Consider the following 23,254-nt stretch of genomic DNA (forward strand, 5'->3'; position numbering starts at 1 on the left):
GGTCCTCCTCTAAAGTTCTTTGATTTCAACTTTCGCTTCGTTAGGATCTATTATACCATAAGTTGCCTTCCCAGTTAGCCATCCAGAAAATTCTCCTGAGTTTAGTACAACGGTTTTACCGGTTTTCCTATTTACTATTTCATGGGTGTGACCAAAAAAGACGTAATCATAAATCCCTGAATTTTCAGCAGCTTCTAAGGAATAAGGTTCGTGCATGAGAAATATCTTTTTTCCGTTTTTTTCTACGGCGATTGGTCCGTTTTTTATCTTTTTATTTGATCTTTCATAAAGTAGTAATTTTTCTCCGTCGTTGTTACCAAAGACACCATAAAAGTCGATATCATCATAGAGTAGATACGGTAAAGTAAAGGGAGCTACAAAGTCTCCACAATGGAAAATGGTATCGATATTGTATCTTTGGATTATATCTGGGATCTTTTTGAGTTTATACATGTTGTCGTGAGAATCAGATAATACTAACCACATGAGATCACCCCTTGGTTACCATTTTTTGTTGATCCATCTGATATAAACAACCTTTCCGCTCTCAACGGATATTTCTATTTTATTTTCTTTTGCTTCGTTACTGATTCCTAGGGATTTGAAATCAAAGATATCTTTTTTGTTTAATGGATATTTAAACCCTTTGAGAGTAAGACCTATAACTGGTTCTCCTATTCTTAAAATAGACCAACTTTCACCGATCTGGGCTTCTTCTTGTATTCTTTTATTTACTATACCGATTTTAATGTCTTCTTCAAGGATAACAGGATTTAGATCTATGTATTCGGCTAGAAGGAATACACTTGCCATTTCTTGATCGATACGATTGCCTAAAACCCCTGATAAAATAATGTTTTTATAGTGATTTTCTTTAAGAAATATCAAAGCTAATTCCGTGTCGATCTCATCTTTTTCTTTTGGATATTTCAATATCTCCGTTTTGTTTTCCTCTGCCCACTGAAGATCTTCAATAGATGCAGAATCAAAATCTCCTATTAAATAGTTTGGTGGTAAGTTTAACTTTTTGAAGATTTTGATTCCAGCATCACAGGCGATTGTCAAGGATGCCTGTTGTATCATTTTCTTATAAAATTCCAATGAGCTTCTTTGTTCTGCTCCAGATATTATATAGATTATAATTTGTTCGCCTCCTAATTGGATTTTTGGCTCATGAGTTTAATAAATGGATAGTCTTATATAGGTTGTCAGCAATTATTTTCGGAGTTAAAGAGTAGTTTGTGTACTCTAAGGATAGATCTCTGGCAGTTTTATATACCACATAGCTTCCAATTAAGCAAGCTTGCATCGTTGTTAAACCTTGAGCAATAAACGATCCGATAACTCCTGATAGTAAATCTCCCGATCCTCCCTTGGCTAGACTTGAATTCCCTGTTATGTTGAAATATGTTTTTTCTCCGTTTGTTATCAAGGTAGTTGATGATTTGAATACGATGGTACAGTTCAATTTTTTTGCGTATTCTTCCAAAGTGACCACGTCGTTTTTTAAATTTTTATAAACCTTTGATAGTTCTCCTACATGAGGGGTTATAACAAAATTTCTGTTTAATTTTACATCTTTATCTTTTAAAATGGATAGAGCATCTGCATCTAAAACGAATAATTTGTTATCTTTGTAGGTTTCAACTAATTTTTTAACAAAGCCTTTTGCATTTTCAGTTATACCGGGACCTAAAACTATAACGTTGGATTTTTCGATTTCTTCCTTTAAATTTTCAACGTCTTTTTCTTCAAAGTGTTCTTTTTTTAAAGACTTATAGATTATGGATGGTTCAAGAGTTAAAACGTTTGATGAATCACCTGGTGTAATCAGTTTAACCATACCAGCTCCAGTTCTTTGAGCTCCAATAGCTGAAAGGATAGGGGCACCAGGGTATTTTTCACTACCTGCGAGTATCAAAACCGTTCCAAACTTGTACTTATAGGAATCTTCAGGTCTGTTTGGGAGTAAGTTCTTAACGGTATCTTCTAGTATGAGTTCTCGGTTGATTGAGTTTACCAGCGAGTTGTCGAAAGATAGAGGTGCGACCTTTATTTCTCCACAATACTCTCTTGCAGGATAGAGTAAATGACCAATTTTTAAAAATCCGAATGTCACCGCTTGATCGGCTTTAACTGCCGTTCCTAGAACTTCACCTGTGTCAGATGATATTCCCGATGGAATGTCGACTGATAATACCCTCGATCCTGAAGAGTTTATGTGTGTTATCGCTTCAGCGACCTCTCCTTTAACTTCTCCTGTTAAGCCTATACCTATTAACCCGTCTATTATGAGGTCGTATTGGGAATAATCAATTTCGTCAACGTTGAAGCGATAAATATTAATTTCGTATTTTTTGGCGATTTCAAGTTGCTTTTTAAAACCAAGACTTCCTTGAGTTGGATCGCCTACTATAAGGATTTCAACGTTGTAGCCTCTGTTTTTTAGAATCCTTCCTGCAGCAATACCATCACCTGCATTGTTACCTTTTCCTACGACACATAGAATGGAATTTGGTTCAAAGGTTTCTGCGATGTCAGCCACAGAAAAAGCCGCTTGCTCCATCAGCGTTTCTGGGGCTATTCCTTTTTCTATAGTCAATTTGTCTATTAATTTTGCTTGGGAAGAAGTGAGTATTTTCAATTTTTTCACCTCTAAACTTTTTATTTGTTTTCCATGTTCAAGATCAAATCATTTTTTGAACACATTTCTTCGGTTTTTGGTCCGTAAGAAATGTAGTCAATATCAACACCGATTTGTTCTTCAATATACGATAAATATTTTAAGAAATTAATATCGTTGGTATCTTTCCAACCGTTCAATTCAGTGTAAATAGGTTTGGCAACAAAAAAGTCGTACGAGGAGGATGGAGTATCTTTTGTTTTTCCGTTGACCTCATAATGTGTACAAACTTTTATCTTATCTAACCCGTTTAAAACGTCCGCCTTGGTGATTACAAGCCCTGTTAAACCAGACCTTATTTTTGCGTATCTCAAAGCAGGGAGATCTAACCAACCAACCCTTCTTGGCCTTCCTGTGGTCGCACCGTACTCTTTTCCCAATTCCCTAATTTTGTGAGCTTCTTCTCCAAAGATTTCTGCTGGGAAAGGTCCCGATCCTACCCGTGTTGTGTAGGCTTTGAGTACCCCATACACCTCATCTAATTCAAAGGTTGAAAATCCTACAGAAGAAACTCCATGAGCCATACACGAAGACGAGGTGACAAAAGGATAGGTGCCAAAATCTAAATCTAACAAAACACCTTGAGCTCCTTCAAACAGTACCGATGTACTTCTGAAAACATTCCCCATCTCTACCGCACTAGCGTAATTTATCTTCAATTTTTCCAATTCATTTTTGGTTTTCATCAAGTATTCAAACACATCATCTTTTGAAGTTTTTAATTTGTTCCCATACAGACTACTTTTTAGGTAATATATGTCTTCTAAACGTTCTTTAAGCATTTTTTCATCAAACAGGTAGTAGAGTTTTATACCCTCCCTTGATACCTTATCGGTATAGGCAGGTCCGATTCCTCTTTTTGTTGTTCCAATTGGCTTTTTTCTCATACTTTCTATAATTTCGTCTTCTTCTTTATGCCAGGGAAGGACCAAAAAGGCTTCTAAATCAATGTAAAATTTAGAGGACATTCCAGGAAAATCAGCTTCTAGTATATTTAGTTCCTCAACAAGTTTTTCTAAATCTAAAACCATTCCTGCACCTAAAAAACCTTTAGATTGAGAATTGGGCATAATAGAAGGAAGCATATGATTCACATATTTTTTGTCTTTGTAATAGATAGTGTGACCTGCGTTCGCCCCTCCAGAAAAACGTACGATCCATTCAAACTTTTCTGAAAAATAGTTGACAACCTTACCTTTACCTTCATCGCCCCATTGGGCACCTACAATCGACATTTTTTTCATGATTTTTGTACGATGATACCGTACCTTCCTCCCTTCCTGTGATAAAAAATATTGTAATTTTTTTAATAATGATAGATTTCATTGTGCAATATCTTGTTAACTCTAAACAATTGCTCTAAAAGAATCAAAACCGCAAATTCGTGGGTAAAAGTCATTTTAGATAACGATAAAATATAATCAGCTTTATTGTAAATTTTATCAGAATGTCCTAAAGGACCACCAACAATGAAGTTTATATGTTTCCCTTGCGAAGAGGTTTTTGTGCGGTCATAAAATTCAGAAAATTTTACAGAATCCATTTGTTCTCCTCTCTCATCCAATAAAACGTTGAAAGAATCCGGGAAATATTTTTCAAACTTTTTGAAATCTTTATCTTTGTAAATTGAAGGTGGTGTCTTGTTTAAATCTCCGGACAAAGGAAGTTGTATTAGTTCAATTCGTTCAAATTTCTTTATCCACTTTAAATATTGCTTGACTCCATCTATTATATAGGGACTTTTTAAAGGTCCTACGACTATGATTCTAGTCATTTTTCCTCGTTTGAAATATGTTTTGTTTTGGTGATCTGTGATTCGGTTAGCAATTTTTCTTCTATTGTAAATAATTCTCCATCCAAGTTACCGATTAAGTTTTTAAACGAATGTAAAAACAATTTTCCCGTTAAAGGAGATGGGAGAGTTACTTTTTCTATTTCGCTGCCAAAATGTTCTATTATCGTTTTAACTTTGCTGTAGAGCAAATAGAGTGATACATCCCCTTCTTTTGCATTTAGAGTGAGACTGAATTTACCGTTTTGTTTTCTTTCTAAAAATACACTGGCGGGTAAATTCAAACTTATTTCTTGTTTTATTTGTTCTGCTAGCCATCTGTCTGAGGTGTTAATATGGAATTCCAAAGATATTAGAAAATCTCTAACCCCCATAATAGTTGCTCCCGCAGTGGGATGAGGATGATTTGGACCAAAGTCCGGTTCCCATTCAGGGAAAGACATTTTTTTTGCTAAGAATTCAAATTCACCTTTTCTTAAGGTGTTAATATTTCTACGATAATCGTTTCTGGCTGATTTTTCGTATAGATATATAGGCAATTCAAAACTTTCAGAGATTTTTTTTGCTAATCTTTTTACAAGATTATCCGCCTCATCAAAGGTTGTAGATATTAGCGGTACAATCGGGATGACATCTACCGCACCTATTCTTGGATGATACCCACTATGATTTCTGAGATCTATATTTGCCACGCATATTTTCACCATTTCGAATAAGAAAGTCTCTATTTCGTTTAATTCACCTACAACACTGATGAAGCTTCTATTGAAGTACTCATCACTTTTACAAGAAATAAACCAAATCTTATCAAAATTCTCAGAAAGGTCTTTGATTCGGTTGATTAATTCTTTGTTTTTCCCTTCACTGATGTTTGGTAGAGTTTCTACGATTTTCATTTTTGAATCACCTCGTGATGTTTTTTTCTATCATTAAACCTTTTGTTGCAACCCCTAGTATTATAGAAAAAGTAACAAAAGAAGAGCCACCATTTGATAATAAAGGCAGAGGGATGCCTGTAACTGGCAACATGCCAAGATTCATTCCAATATTTTGAAAAATATGGAAAAAGATCAAAAATGCAGATCCAACATAAAAATACTTCCAAAATAGGTCATCGCTTTTTTTGTATCCTTCGTATAGTCTCCAAAGTATTGCCGAATAAAGTATTAGAATAAAACTTACCCCCAAAAATCCAAACTCTTCTCCAATAACGGAAAGTATAAAATCTGTATGACTTTCAGGTACGAATCCACTCAAATTCATGTATCCATTCATGTATCCTTCCCCTAGCAAACCTCCAGAACCTATAGCTTTTATCGCTTGAGCGGTGTTATAATAATAACTTAGAGAGTAGGTTTGAGGAAAGAGAAACCCTATTATCCTACCTTTTTGGTATTCTTGGAGGTTATAAAAAATTATAGGACTGCCAATCAAAGCTAATCCTAAGGAATACTGCCATAATTTTTCGAACCTTCCTGAAACAAAAACTAGTACAAACCAGGTGAATAGTACTATAATAGAAGTGCTAAAATCCGGTTCTTGGTATATCAACCCTGCAGATAAAAAAATCATTATTGATGCAAAATAAAACTTTTTATTATCATTTTGAGAAAGAACATAACTAAGATATAATAACAATGCCAGCTTAAATATTTCAGATGGTTGGAAACCCACAGGTCCCAGCCTTATCCATCTTTTAGCCCCACTAATTGGTGTGGTGAATAGTACTAAAACCAAGGCAAGAATTACTAAATAAAATAGAATAGGGGTATATTTCTTAATAAACCTTTCTGGAATAAAAATGCTAATGGCAAAAAAAGCGATCCCTAGAATGATCCACATTAATTGTTGATTTTCTATGCCTTCTAAAGGACTGTTGATTACAGCACTCTTAACAGATAAAAATCCAAAAATTGCCAATGAAACGTAAGCGATAACGAGGATAAATTCTATTTTTTTAATACGTTCTTTTCTTTCACCTATTAAATTTGTAATAAAAAAAGAATTCACTGAAAGTATCTCCCTTTACAAATTTTGATAAGAGTTTGCCTTTGATCAACCATATATTATATCATATTGATATATTAAAGTTTTTAAGAGGAGGAAAAGTCTGCTAAAATGATAGGTGATAATTTGATTCTTCTAGATAAAATTGATTCAACGAACAACTATATCAAAAAACACTGGCGTGAACTACCATCAGAAACTGTTGTTTGGGCTTTAGAACAAACAGAAGGTTACGGGAGGAATAACAAAAGGTGGTATTCTCCTTTGGGAGGTTTATGGTTTTCTGTGTTATTCAAGCCCCGTAAAAGGCCTTTGATTCCTTATTTTTATTTGAGAATGTATTCTTTGGTGATTTATAATGTCTTGAAAAAAAAATATAAGTTGGATCCCATCATTAAATGGCCTAACGATATTTTGCTTAATTCTAAAAAGGTGTGCGGAATTTTGGGAGAGAGCGTTTATGAGGATGGTACACCAAGTTGCGTTATAGTGGGAGTAGGAATAAACGTTAACAATGAATTACCTGAAAAAGTTTCCAACAACTCAATTGCTTTAAAAGATGTTATTGGGAAAGAAATTCCTTTGAGGAAACTTTTAAATGAACTAAACCATGTTGCTTATCATAGGTATTATCTAAAATATTTCAAACCTAAAGCAATTTCATCCATTACAAAAATGTGGTTGAATCATTTGAATGTGAAAGTAGGGGATAAGGTCCAAGTATCAGTTGAAAATAATGGAAATATTTACGGCACAGTAAACGAAATTCAGTCAGATTATTTGGAAATAATAGACAATAACGGTGAGATAAGAAAAATAAACTCTGGCGAATTAATTGTGTTATAATCTTTAAGTAAGGGAGCAAATGGTCTTTACTTATGATACAATATATTTGTTGGACTTAGATCCGCAAAATAACTCATAATAACTTATAATATTTCTTAGAATGAATTTTTTGGGGGAAGTTTTGGTTTTTAAAAGAATAAGATATAAAGAGAGTAATTTTTTATTTCTATGGGGAGGTATATAATGTCATTAAAAGTCCTTATTTCAGAGGAGGAAATTCAAAAAAAGGTCGAAGATTTGGCTAAGCAAATAGATGATTATTATAAAAATATAACGGATGAAATTGTCGCGGTATGTGTCTTAAAAGGATCCGTCAATTTCTTTAGTGATTTGGTAAAAAAGATACATTTGAACGTTAATTATAATTTTATACAGGTATCTAGTTATTCTGGGGATATAACCACGGGAAAAGTAAAGGTAAAAAGTTGGCTTGATGAGCCTCTTGAAAATAAACATGTTTTAATAGTCGAAGACATCGTGGATACTGGGAATACATTAAAATATATAGTAAAATATTTAGAGATGCAAAATCCTTCCTCTTTAGAAATTACATCTATTGTTTTAAAAACAATTCACGAGCATGGAATTCAAGTAAGATTTCCTGGTTTTGAAATTGGAGATAAATTTATAGTAGGGTACGGATTGGATTACAATGAAAAATATAGAAATTTACCTTACATTGGATATATAGAATAAGGAGGCTAATATTACATGGATATTGAACAGTACGTATCAAAAGTGAGAGAAGCAGCTAAGTATATTCAAGAAAAAACCACGAAAAAGCCCAGAATTGCGATCGTTTTAGGGTCTGGATTAGGGAAAATTTCACAAAATTTAGAAGATGCCCTAGCAATCCCTTATTCTGATATTCCTAACTTCCCCCGTTCTACCGCTCCAGGCCATAAAGGCGAATTAATGATAGGGAGTTTAAAGGGTAAAGATACGTTACTTATGAATGGAAGATTTCATTACTACGAAGGGTACACTATGAAAGAGGTTACCTTTCCAATACGTGTAATGCAAGAATTAGGTATTGAAACTCTTGTATTGACTAACGCAGCAGGAACATTAAATCCTGATTTTGAAGTGGGTGTACCGTGTATAATCACGGATCACATCAACTTTTTTGGTGACAACCCCTTGATTGGACCAAATTTCGATGATTGGGGTCCTAGATTTCCAGATATGACGGAAGTTTACTCGAAATCTTTGGTGCAAGAAGCCTTTAAATCTGCTAAAAAACTTAATATTAGAGTATATTCTGGTGTATATTTAGGTTTAAGCGGTCCTACATTTGAAACACCTGCTGAAATGGCTATGATGAGAAATTTTGGCGCCGATTTGGTCGGGATGTCGACTGTACCAGAGGCTATAGTTGCAAAACATGCTGGTATGGAGATTTTGGGTATCACCGCTATAACTGATAAAGCTGTTCCTGAGCAATTGAAAGAAGTTAGTGCAGAAGAAGTTTTGAAGATTGCAGAAAAAACAGGCGAAAATATAGCTGAGATCATCATGGACCTAGTAGATATCTTTTAGAAGGTGATCTTTTGAAGTCTTTTGTTTTGTTGGCAATTTTTATATTTTTGCCAATTTTGTTCTTTTCTTATTATGAAGTTTACGATTACTTTTTTATGAAACCGAATACCTATTTTGAATACAATTCTAATTCCAACGGAGAATTTGGGATTGAGTTTTATTCGATTAACAAATATCCGATAATGGATTCTAATAAATTGCTAGAAAGTGTGTGGTCTCAGCCGCGGACTTTGATAGGTGGCCAAATGGTTGTAGAATCATCTAATTATACCCATGCTATTTCATCTTCTAAAGCGATGGGGCTACTTCAATTGAAAAATCCAACTGGGGTAGATTTACACGTTTATAATTTATTTGATCCGTATGACAATTTAAAAGGCGCTTTAGAATACCATGGGTATCTTCGACGGCTTTTTGATGACGAAAGGTTGCAGATTATAGCATACCATGATGGACCTACCGCTGTTATGGCAGGGAAAGTGTCTCCTGGTGGTGAAGCATACTACGAGAAGGTAAAAAGAGCCCAACAAAATTATTCTAACTCAAAAATATATTCACCTTATTTTATAGGAGGTAGAGTATTTTATTTTCCAGAAGGTGAAGAAGACAGAATAAATACGGATTTTGAAGCCGGCCTTGCATATAGAAAATTTGAAATATACGGAAATGTTGGTTTAGAACTTCCACTAAAACAAATCCAAGAATCTGATTTTACAAATATAAAAACAGATTACGGATATACCTTTTTGTATGTGCCTAGAACGAATTTTGGCTTTGGCATAGAAGGTAAAACCGTTCCCGACGACGTTGTTTTCCGGATAGGTTTGCCGTGGCAAAACTTTATTCTTAAAGGGCCTGAAAATCCTGAGTTAATTTACAAACACGAATTAACTGATAATTGGACCACAAAAATATTAATTAATGCTGATACTTTATTGCTTTCCAGTTATTTTTCAATTTACAACTTAGACCTGTTTATGGGTTACGAAATTTACCAAACTTCTATAAATCTAGGTTTTAGATTAGCCTTTTAAAAAATGCCTCAGGAAGGGATGCCCCTATGGAAAAGTATTTGCAACAAATAAGAGACTGGTGGAAAAATCTAGAAGATAGAAAAAAACGAAACTATATAGTTTTGTTAATTACTGTCGTTGCGTTGATAGTATTCTTTTCAATATTGCTTTCAAGGAAAAATTATGAATTTTTTATTGGAGGTTTAGATCAAGCAAATGCGGGTAATATTGTAACAAAGTTGGAAGAAATGGGTGTAGAATACAAAGTAGATGATTTTGGGAATATTTACGTTGCGAATCAGAATGTGTCAGAGTTGAGAATGAGATTAGCCAGTGAGGGTTCGTTAGGTTATAATCTTCAAGGTTATGAACTTCTTCAAAATCAAGGTTTTGGAGCCACCAGTTACGATAAGCAGGTCAACTATCAGATCGCTTTGGAAGGTGAGCTGTCTAGGAGTATAGCTTCTATGGACTCGGTACAAAGTGCTCGTGTTCATTTGGTTATTCCTCCTAGAACTTACTATCAAGTTGGTGAAAGTCCAAAACCTTCTGCATCTGTTTTGTTAGTGTTGAATCCTGGGGCGAGTGTAACTTCAAGCCAAATTAAAGGGATAATTAATTTAGTTGCTGGAGCAGTTGCTGGGTTGCAACCTGAGAACATAAAAGTAGTGGACAATTTTTCGAACGATTTGAGCGCTCAGATTGCTTTGGGAGAAGATATTGGAAGTGCCGATACTAAATTTAAGTTAAAAGCTGAGATTGAGAGATATTATAAAGAAAAAGTAGAAAGCGGTTTACAATCAGTCTTTGGTTTGGGGAATGTTGTTGTGGTTCCCGAGATAGAGTTAAATTGGCAAAAAATAGAAGAAGAGCAAAGAATGGTCGAACCGGTTGTAGATGAAAATGGAATAATTTTAAGTCAACAGACTAAGACTGAACAGAGTAGTTCTTCTCCAACCTCTGGTGGTGTACCTGGTGTTGATTCCAACATCCCCCCGTATACTTATCAAACGCCTACGAGTACAGGAAATTATTACAGCAGCTCAGATGTGATAACCAACTACGATGTAAATGAGATTTATACAAGAACTATTGAAGATAAAAATGGAGAAATTTCTAATAAAAGCATAACACTTTTTATTGATTTCCAAAACAGTAAAGTAGGCGATAGTCAAGAGCTGAGGTCTCAAATTAAAACAGCTGTTGCTACGGCTATTGGCACACCTGAAGATAATATCTCTTTAGTTGATATACAGTTCAATAGAGATTTGGAAGCGATGAGAGCAGATATTGAATATCAATTACAACTCAGAAGACAAAGAATCACTAATATTGTAATTGCTATAATTGTGATCGCATTCGTTATGATGCTTGTCATCCTAATTGCGAGGGCTCGCAGAGTTAGAAAGGCTTCACAACTCGTTGAAGAAAGAAAGCGGCAATTAGAATCAAGAGTTGAAGAAGCGATGAAAGAAAGAGGTGTTGAGGTTGAAGAAGTTTCACCTGAACAAGAGAGATTTAGGGAGATTGCTGCTTTAGCGGAAAATAATCCAGATGAGGTCGCGGATATCATTAAATCTTGGCTTAAAACTCGTTAATTGTCAAAAGGGGTTGCTTTAAATGGCTGAAAAGGGTAAAGAATTAGATGGCTTAAAAAAATCCGCTATATTATTGGTACTCTTAGGTCCAGAAAGGGCAAGTAAAATATTAAAAAAGCTAGACGAAGAAGAAGTAGAACAGTTAACTTTAGAAATAGCAAATTTGGACAAGATTGATGAAAAAACAAAACAGGCAGTTATGGATGAATTTGGAGAATACATAAAAGCAAAAGATTACATCAACACTGGTGGCGTTGAATATGCAAGAAATCTTCTGGAAAAAACTTTTGGACCAGAAAAAGCCATAGATATAATAGACAGATTGGTTTCTAATTTGCAGGTTAAACCTTTTGAATTTTTAAGAAAAGTGGATGTTTCACAGATGGTTAATGTGTTACAAAATGAACATCCACAGACAGTAGCACTTATATTATGTTATCTTCCACCTCAAGCAGCTTCTCAAGTTATTTCTGAACTACCTGAATCTTTACAACTAGACGTGATAAAAAGAATTTCTACAATGGATTCTGCCAATCCGGATATCGTAAAAGAGATAGAAAGTAGGCTAAAGGATCGTCTTTCTGCCTTCACCGTTCAAACTTTTTCTCAGGTTGGCGGGATCGATATCACCGCGGAAATAATGAATAACATCGATAGAGCGGTCAGCAATAATATATTTGAAAAGCTTTCAGAAAGAGACCCCAAACTGTCGGATGAAATTAGAAGAAGAATGTTTGTTTTTGAAGATATTGTCAAGTTGGACGATAGATCAATACAAAGAATACTTCGTGAGGTAGATAGCAAGGATTTAACAATTGCATTAAAAGGTTCTAGCGAAGAAGTTAAAAATACCATCTTTAAAAACATGTCTAAAAGGGCTTCACAGATTATAAAAGAAGAATTGGATTTTATGGGACCTGTTAGAGTCAGGGATGTAGATGAGGCACAGCAGAGAATCATCAATGTAATCAGAAAACTTGAAGAGTCTGGTGAAATTATTATAGCTGGTGGCGGGGCAGGTGAAGAATTGATTGAATAAAAGAATCGTAAATAATAAATTCGTTGTTTTAGATAAAACCTTCGAATTATCCGTAGAAGAAATAGAACAAACACAATATGAAGAAAATAAAAGAGAAAAAGATAAATTAAAAGAGGCTATTGAGTCAGATGCCCAAAAAGAAGCTCAAAAGATAATTGAAAACGCAAAAATTACGAGTCAAAAAATCATTGAAAATGCAGAATTAGAAGCTAAAAGATTAAAGGAAGATCAAATTAAATACGTAGAAGAGAGGAAGAAGACGCTCGAAGAAGAACTGAAAAAGGTTAGAGCCCAAATTCAAAGGATTTCAAAAGAGTATGATATTTATATCAAAGAGTTGTCACAGCAGAGTTTAAATTTCTGTGAAAACACTATCAAGGCTGTCGTCGAAAGATATTTTAAAGAAAAGTTTGATTTTCCTCAGTGGGTAGAAATTATTTTTCAAAATTTTGAAAAGAAGCTTTCATCAATGAAAAATTCTAAAATTAAACTAAGTCCTTCTTTCAATAAAGAATACGCAAATTTAATAAGAGACAGGTTTTCTGATTTTTTTTATATAGTTGAAGACCCTTCTTTACAAGATAATCAAATAGTTTTGGAAACAGATCAAGGAATATTCGACCTAACTCCTCAAACATTTTTTGAAGATATTTTGAACATGGTGGAGGAAGCTATAAATGCAAATAAATGATTTTTCTTCATCTTTAGCTTATTTTACTGATAAATTAAAAAATAGACCTTTATTTGAACTAGAAGGTAAAATTAGTAGGATAGTAGGTGTTACTATTGAATCAATTGGTCCCAGTGTGGCTTTGGGGGATCTATGTAGGATAAAATTGAAAGATGGTTCAAAGATTTTTGCAGAAACCGTAGGTTTTTCCGATAACAAAGTGCTTTTAATGCCATTAGAGGATGTAAGTGGTATCTATGTGGGGGCGCCGGTAGAAAGAGTAGATAGTAAAATCAATGTGAAAATTAGCTCAGAACTCTTAGGACATGTGTTAGATGGTTTAGGAAGATCAATGGATGGTTCAAAAGTAAAGAGTTACGAAAGTAAAAGTATATATAGATCTGCCCCCAACCCTCTTTTAAGAAACAGAATTAAAGAACCTTTATCTGTAGGAGTAAGGGCAATCGATGCTTTTTTAACCCTTGGTAAAGGTCAAAGAATTGGAATAATGGCAGGAAGCGGTGTAGGAAAAAGTACCTTACTGGGAATGATAGCCAGGAATACCGAAGCAGATATTAACGTCATTGGGTTGATAGGAGAGAGGGGAAGAGAAGTTAAAGATTTTATTGAAAAAGATCTTGGGGAAGAAGGATTGAAAAAATCTGTTTTGATAGTTTCAACTTCAGACTCACCTGCTCTACTAAGAGTAAAAGCTCTTTACACAGCCACCACTATCGCAGAGTATTTTAGAGATTTAGGTTACAATGTTTTAATGATGGTCGATTCAATCACTAGATGGGCTATGGCTCAAAGAGAGATTGGACTTTCCATAGGTGAACCACCAACCACCAGAGGATACACACCCAGCGTCTTTGCAAATATGCCAAAGATTTTAGAAAGAGCTGGTAACTCACAAAAAGGAAGTATGACCGCTATCTACACCGTACTGGTTGAAGCCGATGATATGAACGATCCAATTGGTGACGCTGTAAGAAGTATAGTCGATGGTCATATTGTTCTTTCAAGAAGCCTCGCAGATTCTTCGCATTATCCCCCAATAGATATCCTTTCCAGTGTAAGTAGGTTGATGAAAGAAGTAGTAGATGAAAAACACCTTAAAGCAGCAATGTTTATTAGAGATATTTACGCAAGTTATATGAATTCCAAGGATTTAATCGAAGTTGGTGCGTATAAGAAGGGAAGCAATAAAAAAGTAGATATTGCTTTGGAAGAAATAGAAAATATAAATAATTTTTTAACACAGAGAATAGAAGAAAAAGCGCCTTTTGAACAAACGTTGAAAAAGTTAGTCGAAATATACCAAAGGTACAACTAGATTTAACTAAACAGCGGGAGGCAGAAAATATTGTTAAAAGCGGAATACGCCATCATTTTTTATGTTTTATTGATCGTCTTATCCTTGCTTGTAGTCAGAATGTTATCGAAAAGATATTTAAAACCTGTTAAGTACAGGAAAGTTAAAGAAAGCATTTCAGCTTATTTGTATCTATTACCTTCTTTTGTGATTCTAGGGATATTTGTTTTTTGGCCTATTTTTTATTCTTTCTATCTGAGTTTTTTTAAGTGGGATTTCCAAAATCAAGGTAATCCAATTTTCATTGGGTTTCAGAATTATATAGAATTATTTAAGTTAAATCAACCTGTGAATATAACATTCAACGAAGCATTTTTCAATACACTTCTAATCTTTATGACAGCTATTTTTATCATTCATTTGATCTTTGACCTAAAAAAGATAAAAACCCCTCGGCAAAAATATTTAATTGTTTGTATGAGTATATTGGGAATAATTTCTTTGTTAACTATTAATTCAATACAGTATCTTAATGTAGTGAGCGCCTTAGTTCTCGTTGTGGTATACACGATTTTATTATCTTTACACTTTGCCGATCAAATGTCCAATAAAATTTTTCTTCGAATAATCACGTTCATCGGATTATGGATAGCCTTTTACTCGTTGGGAGTCCCCGAAATTATAAGGTTTTTGAGCTTAGCAAAGGAACAGTCGTTGTTCATCAAAGCAATATGGAATACGACTTATTATGTCCTTCTTTCCACGCCGATTACTATTCTGTTTGCTTTGTTAATTGCCTTATTGTTGAATAGAAAATTATATGGCAAGACTTTTTTTAGAACGGTTTATTTTATTCCTTTTGTAACAAGTGTAGTGGCAATTTCTCTAGTTTGGCAATGGATTTTCAACGACAATGGTTTATTAAATTATATTTTAACTCAAATAGGTTTTTCAAAAACTCCATGGCTTAAAGATCAGAAGTTTACGATTCCTACTGTTGCTATAATTTCTATATGGAAAATGGTAGGCTATTACGCGATCATCTTTTTGGCAGGCCTGCAAAATATTGATAAAGCTTACTACGAAGCTGCTGAAGTTGATGGAGCCACGCCTTTTCAAAAATTTCAGTTTATTACCTTACCTTTATTATCTCCCACAACTTACTTTGTAATCATAGTTGCTATGATCGGGGCATTTAAAGTCTTCGATGAGATTTTCATACTCTATGTAGGTATGCCTGGACCTTACAACAACAGTGGGATGACAATGGTTTACTATGTGTATGATATGTTCTACGTTCAACAAAGGATGGGAAGAGCTAGTGCTGCTGCTTACGTACTTTTTGGGATTATTCTATTGTTTACAATCCTTCAGATGAGAAGTAGCAGAAGTAGAATACATTATGAATCCTAAAGGAGGAAATTATACTTGAATTATTCAAAGTTTATTAAAACACTTTGGACTTTGATAGTTTACTTATTGTTAGCAGGTGGCGCCATAGTTATGCTCTTGCCTTTTGCATGGATGATAATGACCTCTTTGAAAACAAGTAGTGAAATCAACATGTGGCCTCCAACATGGACAACAAAAAATTTTCAGAGTGAATGGGTTTTAAATTTAAAATTAGCTCCATCAAAGCCTTCTCCAAGGACAGGCTTAAGTTTAGCTGAATTTAGAACTTTATCAGCCCAAGAGAGTTACAACCCTTACAAAATGGTCTATGAAATAGACGGGGACTATGTAAGCAGGGGAAGGGTACAACTCTCTTTTAACGAGATAAATTATACAGATCAAGCAAGTGTCGATTATATGATGTCTGATATCTACGATTATATTTCAAATATTGAATTAAGAGAAGATTTATCAAGCTTATTTGCTGTAGAAGATTATTCTCTTGAAACGTTTGAAAGTATTTATTTTACTCTTTTTTCCCAAGAAGATGGTTATTTTAAACAGACCACTACTATAAGAAGGATACAACAAAGTATAAGCAAAGTTCAGAATTTTATAGATATAACGCTCGAAAGAACTATCGACATCTTGCCGTATTTTAGAACGAACCCAAATATGACAGAAAGTCAAATAGAAAGTATTACAAGAAGTAAAGAAATATTTTCAGATTATTTGGGAACGATAAAATTGAAAGCCGACGAATTGAATTCAAAATTGTCTTCTTATCCAGCAGAATTGAGAATAATTAGCCAAAGTGAGGTAGAACAATTAATCAATTTACTTGCCGATTTTTTATCGGAGATTCAAACTTTTGAAGATGAAATCCTATCTAACACCAATACTTTGATTCAAAGAAATATTTACGAACCCATTATGAAAGATATCAACACTTTAACTTTCTTTATGTATTTTAACGAAAAATATGGTGAGGAACAAAATATAACATTTGAAGATGTAAACATAATATTTGACGTTCCTACGAAAGAAACAAAGTATCAGAATATCATCGAAGGTATCCAGCAAACAGCATATCCAGAGTCATTTAAACAAATTGTGATTTCATTGGCTGACGAGAAAAATATTGAGAATTTGAATCAAGAAGTCGTTTCATATCTTGAGAACGATTTCGTAAATGATGTAAGTAATTCTTTAATAGATGACCCTAGAAACCTTTCAAAATACACAAACATTATTAGAACTTTATCGCAGAACCAGGCTAATCTTGAGCAAGCTAAGACGGTACTCTCAGAATCTGATTACAATTTTTTAATAGAACACATTCAAGGTAAGGAAGAAGAGTTTGGGAGGATATTGGAAAAAAGGGCAGAATATGATAAAATATTAAAGGATTTCGATAGGTTTTTCATTGATACGATCTCCAAAGCAACTATTGTAAGCGCACCGGCGTTTGTTGATAAAATTTTGTACAAAAACAATTCAAATATTGAATTGTATACAGTAAATGTACCGTCGATCTGGTTGCTTGATGATGTACCTTCTGGAAAGGTTGAATATTCTTTTAATCAGGTATTAGGTAATATTTTTCAAAATTATGTGGACGCATGGAACGGAGCTCCATTTTCTCGGTACTACATAAATACGGTTTTCGTTTCTCTGGTTACCACTGTTTTAGAAATAATATTCGCCTCGATGGCTGCTTTTGCATTTTCAAAACTTAATTTTTGGGGAAAGGATTTTATTTTTATAACTTTTTTAGCGACTATGATGATACCAGGAGAGGTTTTGTTAGTACCCAATTATATAACTATTAGTAAATTTTCTTGGATAGACAGTTACTATGCTCTGATCGTTCCGTGGGTGATTAGTGTTTTTGCTATATTTTTGATCAGGCAGCAGTTTATGACTGTACCCAACGAGTTATGGGACGCAGCTAAGATAGACGGATCTTCAAGTTGGCGTTTTTTATGGACCGTGATGGTCCCTCTTAGTAGACCTGCGATTTTAACTGGGGCGCTACTAAAATTTGTAGGGAGTTGGAACGCCTTTTTATGGGTTTTGATCGTCACTAAAAGTCCTGAAATGAGAACACTTTCAGTGGGATTACAAAATTTTAGAACCGACGCGGGAGAGATTTACAATCTTTTAATGGCGGCGTCAACTTTTACAATGATACCTATAGTGATATTGTTTATATTCTTGCAAAGATATTTCATAGAAGGTATCGCAAGAACCGGTTTGAAAGGATAACATAAGGTTCATTGGGGAAGTGAGAGCAATTCCATTTATCGAGTTAGATAGTAGTAAAAATAAGAAAAAACAGGTGCTCGATCGTAAAAAACCAAATATTTCTAACATTTTGCGACTGTTATTATTAAGCGCTTTGATATTTATATTGGGGTTCGTTTCCTTCCAAATATATAGACAAATAGATTTGTATTACAACTTAAAAGATCAATACAATGAAATCGAAAAAAGAAAAAAAGAACTGAATGATGAAATTTTGAAGAGAAACCAAATCCTTTTGGACTTAAAAAATAGATTAGCTGATAAAGGAGTTATAATTGATGGTGAAGAATTCCACCAAATGGATCTTTACAACTTCCCATAAGCCAAATAAAAAACAAGTAGAAAAAGCGTTGCAATTAGCTAACAAATACGGTGGTGTTTACTTAGAAAGAAATAAGCTCCGAATGAACGAAGGGGATTTTTATTTTGTAATAGATAAGAAGCTATCGCTGAACTTTCAATGGGAGGATGGAAAATTATTTTTCCATCCTTCTGTTTCCAAAATAAGGTTAAACAATTATTTAAAAAATGGAATCGATCATTTAATAAACGCAGTATCTCCGAAGAAAAACGATATTATACTTGATTTAACCCTTGGCCTTGGAAGTGATGCCTTACTACTGTCATATTTTTGTGAAAAAGTAGTGGGCTTAGAGGCTTCTTTTCCTATATATGCGGTTGTTGCAGAGAATATAACAAACTATGACTACAAAGAAAATTGGATGAAAGAAGCTTCAAAAAAAATCGAAGTGATCAATTCTGATTATAAAATTTTTTTAGACGAGCAAAAAGAAGGAAGTTACGATGTTGTTTATTGTGATCCTATGTTCGAGAATCCTCAATACAAATCAAGCTCTATCAATCCTTTAAGGAAGTTTGCCCGATACGATAAAATAACACGAGAAGATTTAGAAAAGATGATTAAAATTGCTAAGAAAAAAGTAGTAATCAAAGCACGTTCTAACGACAGTGTATGGGATTTATACAGTTTCGATAAAAAAATCGGAAGTAAAAAAAGTGGAGTATTTTTCGGAGTGATTGAAAAGTGAATAAAGTTTTAGTTATAGCAGGTCCTACGGCTGTTGGAAAAACAGAAATATCCATTGAGATAGCCAGAAGAATTAATGGTGAAATAATTTGTATGGATTCGAGACAAATTTATAGCCATCTTATAATTGGTACCGCTATGCCTGATGAAGAAACAAAAAAATTGGTGCCACATCACTTGTATGGTTCAGTAGATCCACGGACCCATTTTACAGCTTTTGATTATAAAAAATTGGCAGAGAAAAAAATCGGTGAAATACTAAATAGAGGAAATACACCAGTTTTAGTCGGCGGGACAGGCCTATACCTTGATGCTCTGAGGAAAGGTTTTTTGAATGTAAAATCCGACTATGGTTTAAGGACTTATTTAAGAAAATTAGAAACAAATAATCCTGGTGTTTTAAGAAAGATTTTGGTAGATTTGGATCCACAAAGAGCTCAAAAGATTCATCCAAACGACTTGAAAAGGATCATTAGGGCCATAGAGATTTATGTTATAACAGGTATAAAAATGGGTGAAATTGTAAAAGAAAATAGGCAAGACGAAAATTCTTTTGATTACCATATAATAGTACTAGATAGAGAAAGGCAAGAATTGCACGAAAGGATTAACAAAAGAGTTCATCAAATGATCGATGAAGGTTTGATAGAAGAGGTGCGAAATCTCTTGTCTTTAGGGTATTCTACAACTCTTAACGCTTTAAACACCATAGGTTATAAAGAAGTGGTACAATATTTATATGGGAAAATCGATTTTAATGAAATGGTTCACCAAATAAAAGTAAACACTCGTAACTATGCCAGAAGACAGATAATATACTTTCGTAAGATAGAAGGTGCAAAGTGGATCAATTTGAGTAAAACAAGTCAAGAAGAGGTAGTAGATCAAATATTAAGTGAATTTATTTAATTTCTTGTGCGAGGGGTGATAACATGGCAGAAAAGTTCAATTTACAAGACCGATTTTTGAATATTTTGAGGATTAACAAGATAGAAGTAAAAATCTATTTAGAAGGGGGATTTCAAACAAGTGGAGTGGTGAGATCTTTTGATGATTATACTGTTTTGTTGGAAAAAAACGGTGAACAATCACTGGTTTATAAACATGCCGTAAAAATGATGGTACCTTCGAAATATATTAAACTTTTTCAAGAACCACCGTCTAAAGATGAGTAGAAAGAAAAACTACCCCCATTTAAGAAGGGGTAGTTTTCTAGTATTTTTACAAAATAATGTTATGAAAATGTTGGAGGGAATTAATTTGAAAAAAACTTTTTTGATATTTTTGTATATACTAATATTTTCTGTTTTTTCCATTTCTCAACTATTTCAGCCACCTATAAAAAACTCATACATAACAGCTTCCTTTGGTGAATACAGAGATACTGGCGTGGATCCGCATTTTCATTTAGGAGTAGATTTTTCTACTTTTAACAGAAAGGGAGAGACTGTTTATGCGGCAGCTGAAGGTTCTCTATATAAGATATGGCTAAATGATCCTCTCTACGGTAATGCAATATTTTTATACCATGAAGACTCCGATTTAATTAGTGGTTATGCCCACTTAAGTGTTTTCTCTGATAAAATATCTAAATATACCCAATTAGTTCAAAACGAGTTTGGAAATCAAAAGATAGAAATTATATTTCCTAAAGATGAAATTCCAATAAACTTAAATGAGATTATAGCCTATTCAGGAGATACAGGGGAAGCTATTGCTCCACACCTACATTTTGAGGTTTTAAAACAAACCGGAGATGAATTCGTCAATTACGATCCCCTTGAGTTTTTAGAATATCATGAACAAAGGGATAAATCTTTGGAATTAATGAACATTAGATCCAATAATAAGTATTTTGAGGTTACAGAAAATGGAGAAACCGTTGTAGAGTACACAGGTAACTACCCCCGGATAGACATTAGAGTAAGAGAAAAATTAGGAAATAACTCCACTATTCTTCCTAAAAAAGTATCGATGTATATCAATGGGATTTTAACTTATAAGTTGGATTTTAGTCAGATCAAAGAATCCGAAATATATAAAGCCGATGCTGTATTTGGATATGGTTCTACATCTTCCATATATTGGTTGAAAATGTACTCTGATGAATATTTATCTCCAATAGTTATCAATGACTTTTCTGCATTTTCATATGGAACATCTACGACATTAAATGGAGAAATCGTTTTAGAAGACATATGGGGTAACGAAAAAGTTTATAAATTGAAATTCATAAAACCATAGGAAATGTTAATTCTATTTTTAAAATTTAACAATGTAAGAGTTTTATTCACTTGAGAAATTTGATTTTTTTGATATAATATAGCTCGTGGAATTCTAAAGATAATCTGTAATCCGTCGAAAAACTCGAAGAAATTAAGGAGGCTAAAAAGTGAAAAAAATGCTCTTTACCAGTGAAAGTGTAACTGAAGGTCACCCAGATAAAATCTGTGATCAAATTTCTGATACTATACTTGATGCTATACTGGAAAAAGAACCTGAAGAAAATAAGATGAATGCCCGATGTGCTGTGGAAACTTTGGTGACAAGGGGGCTAGTTGTAGTTACAGGTGAAGTTAGAACCTCAGCATATATAGATGTTCCAACGCTTGTCAGGAATACTATTTTAGATATAGGTTATAACAGAGCTAAATTTGGATTTGATGGCGAAACATGCGCTGTAATTACTTCTATTGAAGAGCAATCACCTGATATAGCCCTGGGGGTTGACAGATCCTTCGAAGTTAAATCAAAAGAAAAGGAAGATCCTTTTGAGAAGATTGGAGCAGGAGACCAGGGCATTATGTTCGGATATGCCACAAACGAAACGGATGCTTATATGCCTTTACCCATTCTCTTAGCTCACAGACTTGCAAAAAGATTGGCTGATGTTCGAAAATCGAACACCTTGGATTTTTTAAGGCCCGATGGTAAAACCCAAGTAACGGTAGAATACGATGAAAATAATAACCCGGTGGGCGTTGAAACTGTACTTATTTCTGCTCAGCATTCTCCTGATATAAGTAGACAAGAGCTAGAAGAGGCAATAAAAGAACATGTAATAACCCCGGTGATACCCGAAAATCTTGTTACAAAAGACACAAAAATTCTTGTCAATCCTACAGGAAGATTTGTGATTGGAGGTCCTCAAGCTGATACAGGTCTCACAGGAAGGAAGATAATCGTTGATACATATGGTGGCTGGGCACCACACGGTGGAGGAGCCTTTTCAGGAAAAGATCCTACCAAAGTAGATAGATCCGCTACTTATATGGCAAGATATGTAGCCAAAAATTTGGTTGCAAGTGGTGCTGCAGATGAAGTTTTAATTCAACTGTCTTACGCCATTGGTGTTGCTCAACCTGTTTCAATAAATATTGACACAAAAGGTACTGCAAAAGTGGACGAAGAAAAGATATATAAAGTTGTAAAAGAGATTTTTGATTTTAGGCCTGCCGCTATAATTAGTAACTTGAATCTTTTACAACCTATTTACCAAAAGACTGCTGCTTACGGACATTTCGGGAGAAAAGATGTAGAATTTCCCTGGGAGAGATTGGATAAAGTTAAGGAATTGAAAGCAGCATTAGGTTTGTAACTTACTAAAAGGCAAAAGATTTTGATTTTAAAAGGGTTACAGGACGAAAAATAAAAGTTGAGGAGGTATTTAAAAAATTGCCAAATAAAAAATCAGCAGAAAAAAGGGTTAGACAATCAGAACAAAGAAGACAAAAAAATCGTGGATATCAAAAGAGGATCAAGGAAATTTCTAAGGAAATAGACAAGAAAATACATGAAAATGCCGAAAGAGAAGAATTGATGCAGTTATTAAGCAAGTCTTTTAAAATTATTGACACTGCGAAATCACATGGTGCTGTACATAAAAACTACGCAGCAAGGAAAAAATCGAAATTACATTTAAAGGTTAAAAAATATTTAGGCGAAATGGCACCAGAAAGTTCACCAGTAAACGAGTGATCCATAAATTTTATAATCAAAAAGATT

The 23,254-nt window shown here is 34.0% G+C and carries 24 protein-coding genes; 17 read left to right on the forward strand and 7 right to left on the reverse strand.

The annotated features are described in order from the left end of the window. Positions 1-9 precede the first annotated feature (9 nt). From BZ25_RS03275 to BZ25_RS03305, 7 genes are all read right to left on the reverse strand, one after another. Entirely contained in the window at positions 10-486 is a 477-nt protein-coding gene (locus BZ25_RS03275; RefSeq protein ID WP_121515192.1) for a metallophosphoesterase, read from the reverse strand. A gap of 15 nt (positions 487-501) precedes the next feature. After that, positions 502-1,101: a thiamine diphosphokinase gene (locus BZ25_RS03280; RefSeq protein ID WP_147429930.1), complete on the reverse strand. Its 600-nt coding sequence runs from the start codon at positions 1,099-1,101 to the stop codon at positions 502-504. Between the two features lie 70 nt (positions 1,102-1,171). Then, positions 1,172-2,644, reverse strand: coding sequence for an NAD(P)H-hydrate dehydratase (locus BZ25_RS03285; RefSeq protein ID WP_147429931.1), 1,473 nt, complete (start codon positions 2,642-2,644; stop codon positions 1,172-1,174). Positions 2,645-2,664: 20 nt separating this feature from the next. Then, the gene (locus BZ25_RS03290) at positions 2,665-3,927 is read right to left on the reverse strand and encodes an adenylosuccinate synthase (RefSeq protein ID WP_103065914.1); all 1,263 of its coding nucleotides are present in this window, start codon (positions 3,925-3,927) and stop codon (positions 2,665-2,667) included. A 62-nt stretch (positions 3,928-3,989) separates the two neighbouring features. Continuing rightward, positions 3,990-4,457 carry a 23S rRNA (pseudouridine(1915)-N(3))-methyltransferase RlmH gene (locus BZ25_RS03295; protein ID WP_121515195.1) on the reverse strand — a complete coding sequence of 156 codons (468 nt, stop codon included), beginning with the start codon at positions 4,455-4,457 and terminating at the stop codon, positions 3,990-3,992. Next, entirely contained in the window at positions 4,454-5,371 is a 918-nt protein-coding gene (locus BZ25_RS03300; protein WP_012209170.1) for a glutamate formimidoyltransferase, read from the reverse strand. Before BZ25_RS03300 ends, BZ25_RS03295 begins: the two co-directional genes overlap by 4 nt. Before the next feature lie 7 nt (positions 5,372-5,378). Further along, positions 5,379-6,485 carry an FtsW/RodA/SpoVE family cell cycle protein gene (locus tag BZ25_RS03305; protein WP_012209171.1) on the reverse strand — a complete coding sequence of 369 codons (1,107 nt, stop codon included), beginning with the start codon at positions 6,483-6,485 and terminating at the stop codon, positions 5,379-5,381. 108 nt (positions 6,486-6,593) lie between these two features. Between BZ25_RS03305 and BZ25_RS03310 the strand changes: the two genes are divergently transcribed. The 17 genes from BZ25_RS03310 (at position 6,594) to rpsT (ending at position 23,227) form a co-directional block, all read left to right on the forward strand. Continuing rightward, entirely contained in the window at positions 6,594-7,328 is a 735-nt protein-coding gene (locus tag BZ25_RS03310; RefSeq protein ID WP_041534111.1) for a biotin--[acetyl-CoA-carboxylase] ligase, read from the forward strand. 183 nt (positions 7,329-7,511) lie between these two features. Beyond that, a complete protein-coding gene (hpt, locus tag BZ25_RS03315) occupies positions 7,512-8,024 on the forward strand; it encodes a hypoxanthine phosphoribosyltransferase (protein WP_012209173.1) in 513 nt (170 codons plus the stop codon). Between the two features lie 15 nt (positions 8,025-8,039). Next, positions 8,040-8,867 (forward strand): purine-nucleoside phosphorylase, encoded by an 828-nt coding sequence (locus BZ25_RS03320; RefSeq protein ID WP_012209174.1) that lies wholly within the window; start codon positions 8,040-8,042, stop codon positions 8,865-8,867. A gap of 11 nt (positions 8,868-8,878) precedes the next feature. After that, positions 8,879-9,901 (forward strand): lytic transglycosylase domain-containing protein, encoded by a 1,023-nt coding sequence (locus tag BZ25_RS03325; RefSeq protein ID WP_012209175.1) that lies wholly within the window; start codon positions 8,879-8,881, stop codon positions 9,899-9,901. 26 nt (positions 9,902-9,927) lie between these two features. Further along, positions 9,928-11,478, forward strand: a complete 1,551-nt coding sequence (fliF, locus tag BZ25_RS03330) for a flagellar basal-body MS-ring/collar protein FliF (RefSeq protein ID WP_121515196.1) — start codon at positions 9,928-9,930, stop codon at positions 11,476-11,478. A gap of 22 nt (positions 11,479-11,500) precedes the next feature. Next, positions 11,501-12,517 (forward strand): flagellar motor switch protein FliG, encoded by a 1,017-nt coding sequence (fliG, locus tag BZ25_RS03335; protein ID WP_121515197.1) that lies wholly within the window; start codon positions 11,501-11,503, stop codon positions 12,515-12,517. Continuing rightward, positions 12,510-13,208 carry a hypothetical protein gene (locus BZ25_RS03340; RefSeq protein WP_012209178.1) on the forward strand — a complete coding sequence of 233 codons (699 nt, stop codon included), beginning with the start codon at positions 12,510-12,512 and terminating at the stop codon, positions 13,206-13,208. The genes fliG and BZ25_RS03340 overlap by 8 nt, the downstream gene beginning before the upstream one ends. Next, the gene (locus BZ25_RS03345; RefSeq protein WP_121515198.1) at positions 13,195-14,523 is read left to right on the forward strand and encodes a FliI/YscN family ATPase; all 1,329 of its coding nucleotides are present in this window, start codon (positions 13,195-13,197) and stop codon (positions 14,521-14,523) included. Before BZ25_RS03340 ends, BZ25_RS03345 begins: the two co-directional genes overlap by 14 nt. Before the next feature lie 30 nt (positions 14,524-14,553). Next, the gene (locus BZ25_RS03350; protein ID WP_121515199.1) at positions 14,554-15,915 is read left to right on the forward strand and encodes a carbohydrate ABC transporter permease; all 1,362 of its coding nucleotides are present in this window, start codon (positions 14,554-14,556) and stop codon (positions 15,913-15,915) included. Positions 15,916-15,930: 15 nt separating this feature from the next. Next, positions 15,931-18,162, forward strand: a complete 2,232-nt coding sequence (locus BZ25_RS10365; protein WP_199676838.1) for a carbohydrate ABC transporter permease — start codon at positions 15,931-15,933, stop codon at positions 18,160-18,162. A gap of 19 nt (positions 18,163-18,181) precedes the next feature. Continuing rightward, complete coding sequence (locus tag BZ25_RS03360) at positions 18,182-18,523, forward strand: hypothetical protein (RefSeq protein ID WP_041534112.1); 342 nt, start codon at positions 18,182-18,184, stop codon at positions 18,521-18,523. Beyond that, the gene (locus BZ25_RS03365; RefSeq protein WP_012209182.1) at positions 18,480-19,250 is read left to right on the forward strand and encodes a class I SAM-dependent methyltransferase; all 771 of its coding nucleotides are present in this window, start codon (positions 18,480-18,482) and stop codon (positions 19,248-19,250) included. The genes BZ25_RS03360 and BZ25_RS03365 overlap by 44 nt, the downstream gene beginning before the upstream one ends. Beyond that, positions 19,247-20,158 (forward strand): tRNA (adenosine(37)-N6)-dimethylallyltransferase MiaA, encoded by a 912-nt coding sequence (gene miaA / locus BZ25_RS03370; RefSeq protein ID WP_121515200.1) that lies wholly within the window; start codon positions 19,247-19,249, stop codon positions 20,156-20,158. The genes BZ25_RS03365 and miaA overlap by 4 nt, the downstream gene beginning before the upstream one ends. A gap of 23 nt (positions 20,159-20,181) precedes the next feature. Next, a complete protein-coding gene (hfq, locus tag BZ25_RS03375) occupies positions 20,182-20,424 on the forward strand; it encodes an RNA chaperone Hfq (protein ID WP_121515201.1) in 243 nt (80 codons plus the stop codon). Between the two features lie 85 nt (positions 20,425-20,509). After that, entirely contained in the window at positions 20,510-21,493 is a 984-nt protein-coding gene (locus BZ25_RS03380; protein ID WP_012209185.1) for a M23 family metallopeptidase, read from the forward strand. A 157-nt stretch (positions 21,494-21,650) separates the two neighbouring features. Further along, a complete protein-coding gene (metK, locus tag BZ25_RS03385; protein ID WP_041534384.1) occupies positions 21,651-22,847 on the forward strand; it encodes a methionine adenosyltransferase in 1,197 nt (398 codons plus the stop codon). 77 nt (positions 22,848-22,924) lie between these two features. Beyond that, complete coding sequence (gene rpsT, locus BZ25_RS03390) at positions 22,925-23,227, forward strand: 30S ribosomal protein S20 (RefSeq protein ID WP_012209187.1); 303 nt, start codon at positions 22,925-22,927, stop codon at positions 23,225-23,227. Positions 23,228-23,254: the final 27 nt, after the last annotated feature.

Source organism: Petrotoga sp. Shatin.DS.tank11.9.2.9.3 (genome assembly GCF_003665005.1).
Taxonomy (GTDB): domain Bacteria; phylum Thermotogota; class Thermotogae; order Petrotogales; family Petrotogaceae; genus Petrotoga; species Petrotoga mobilis.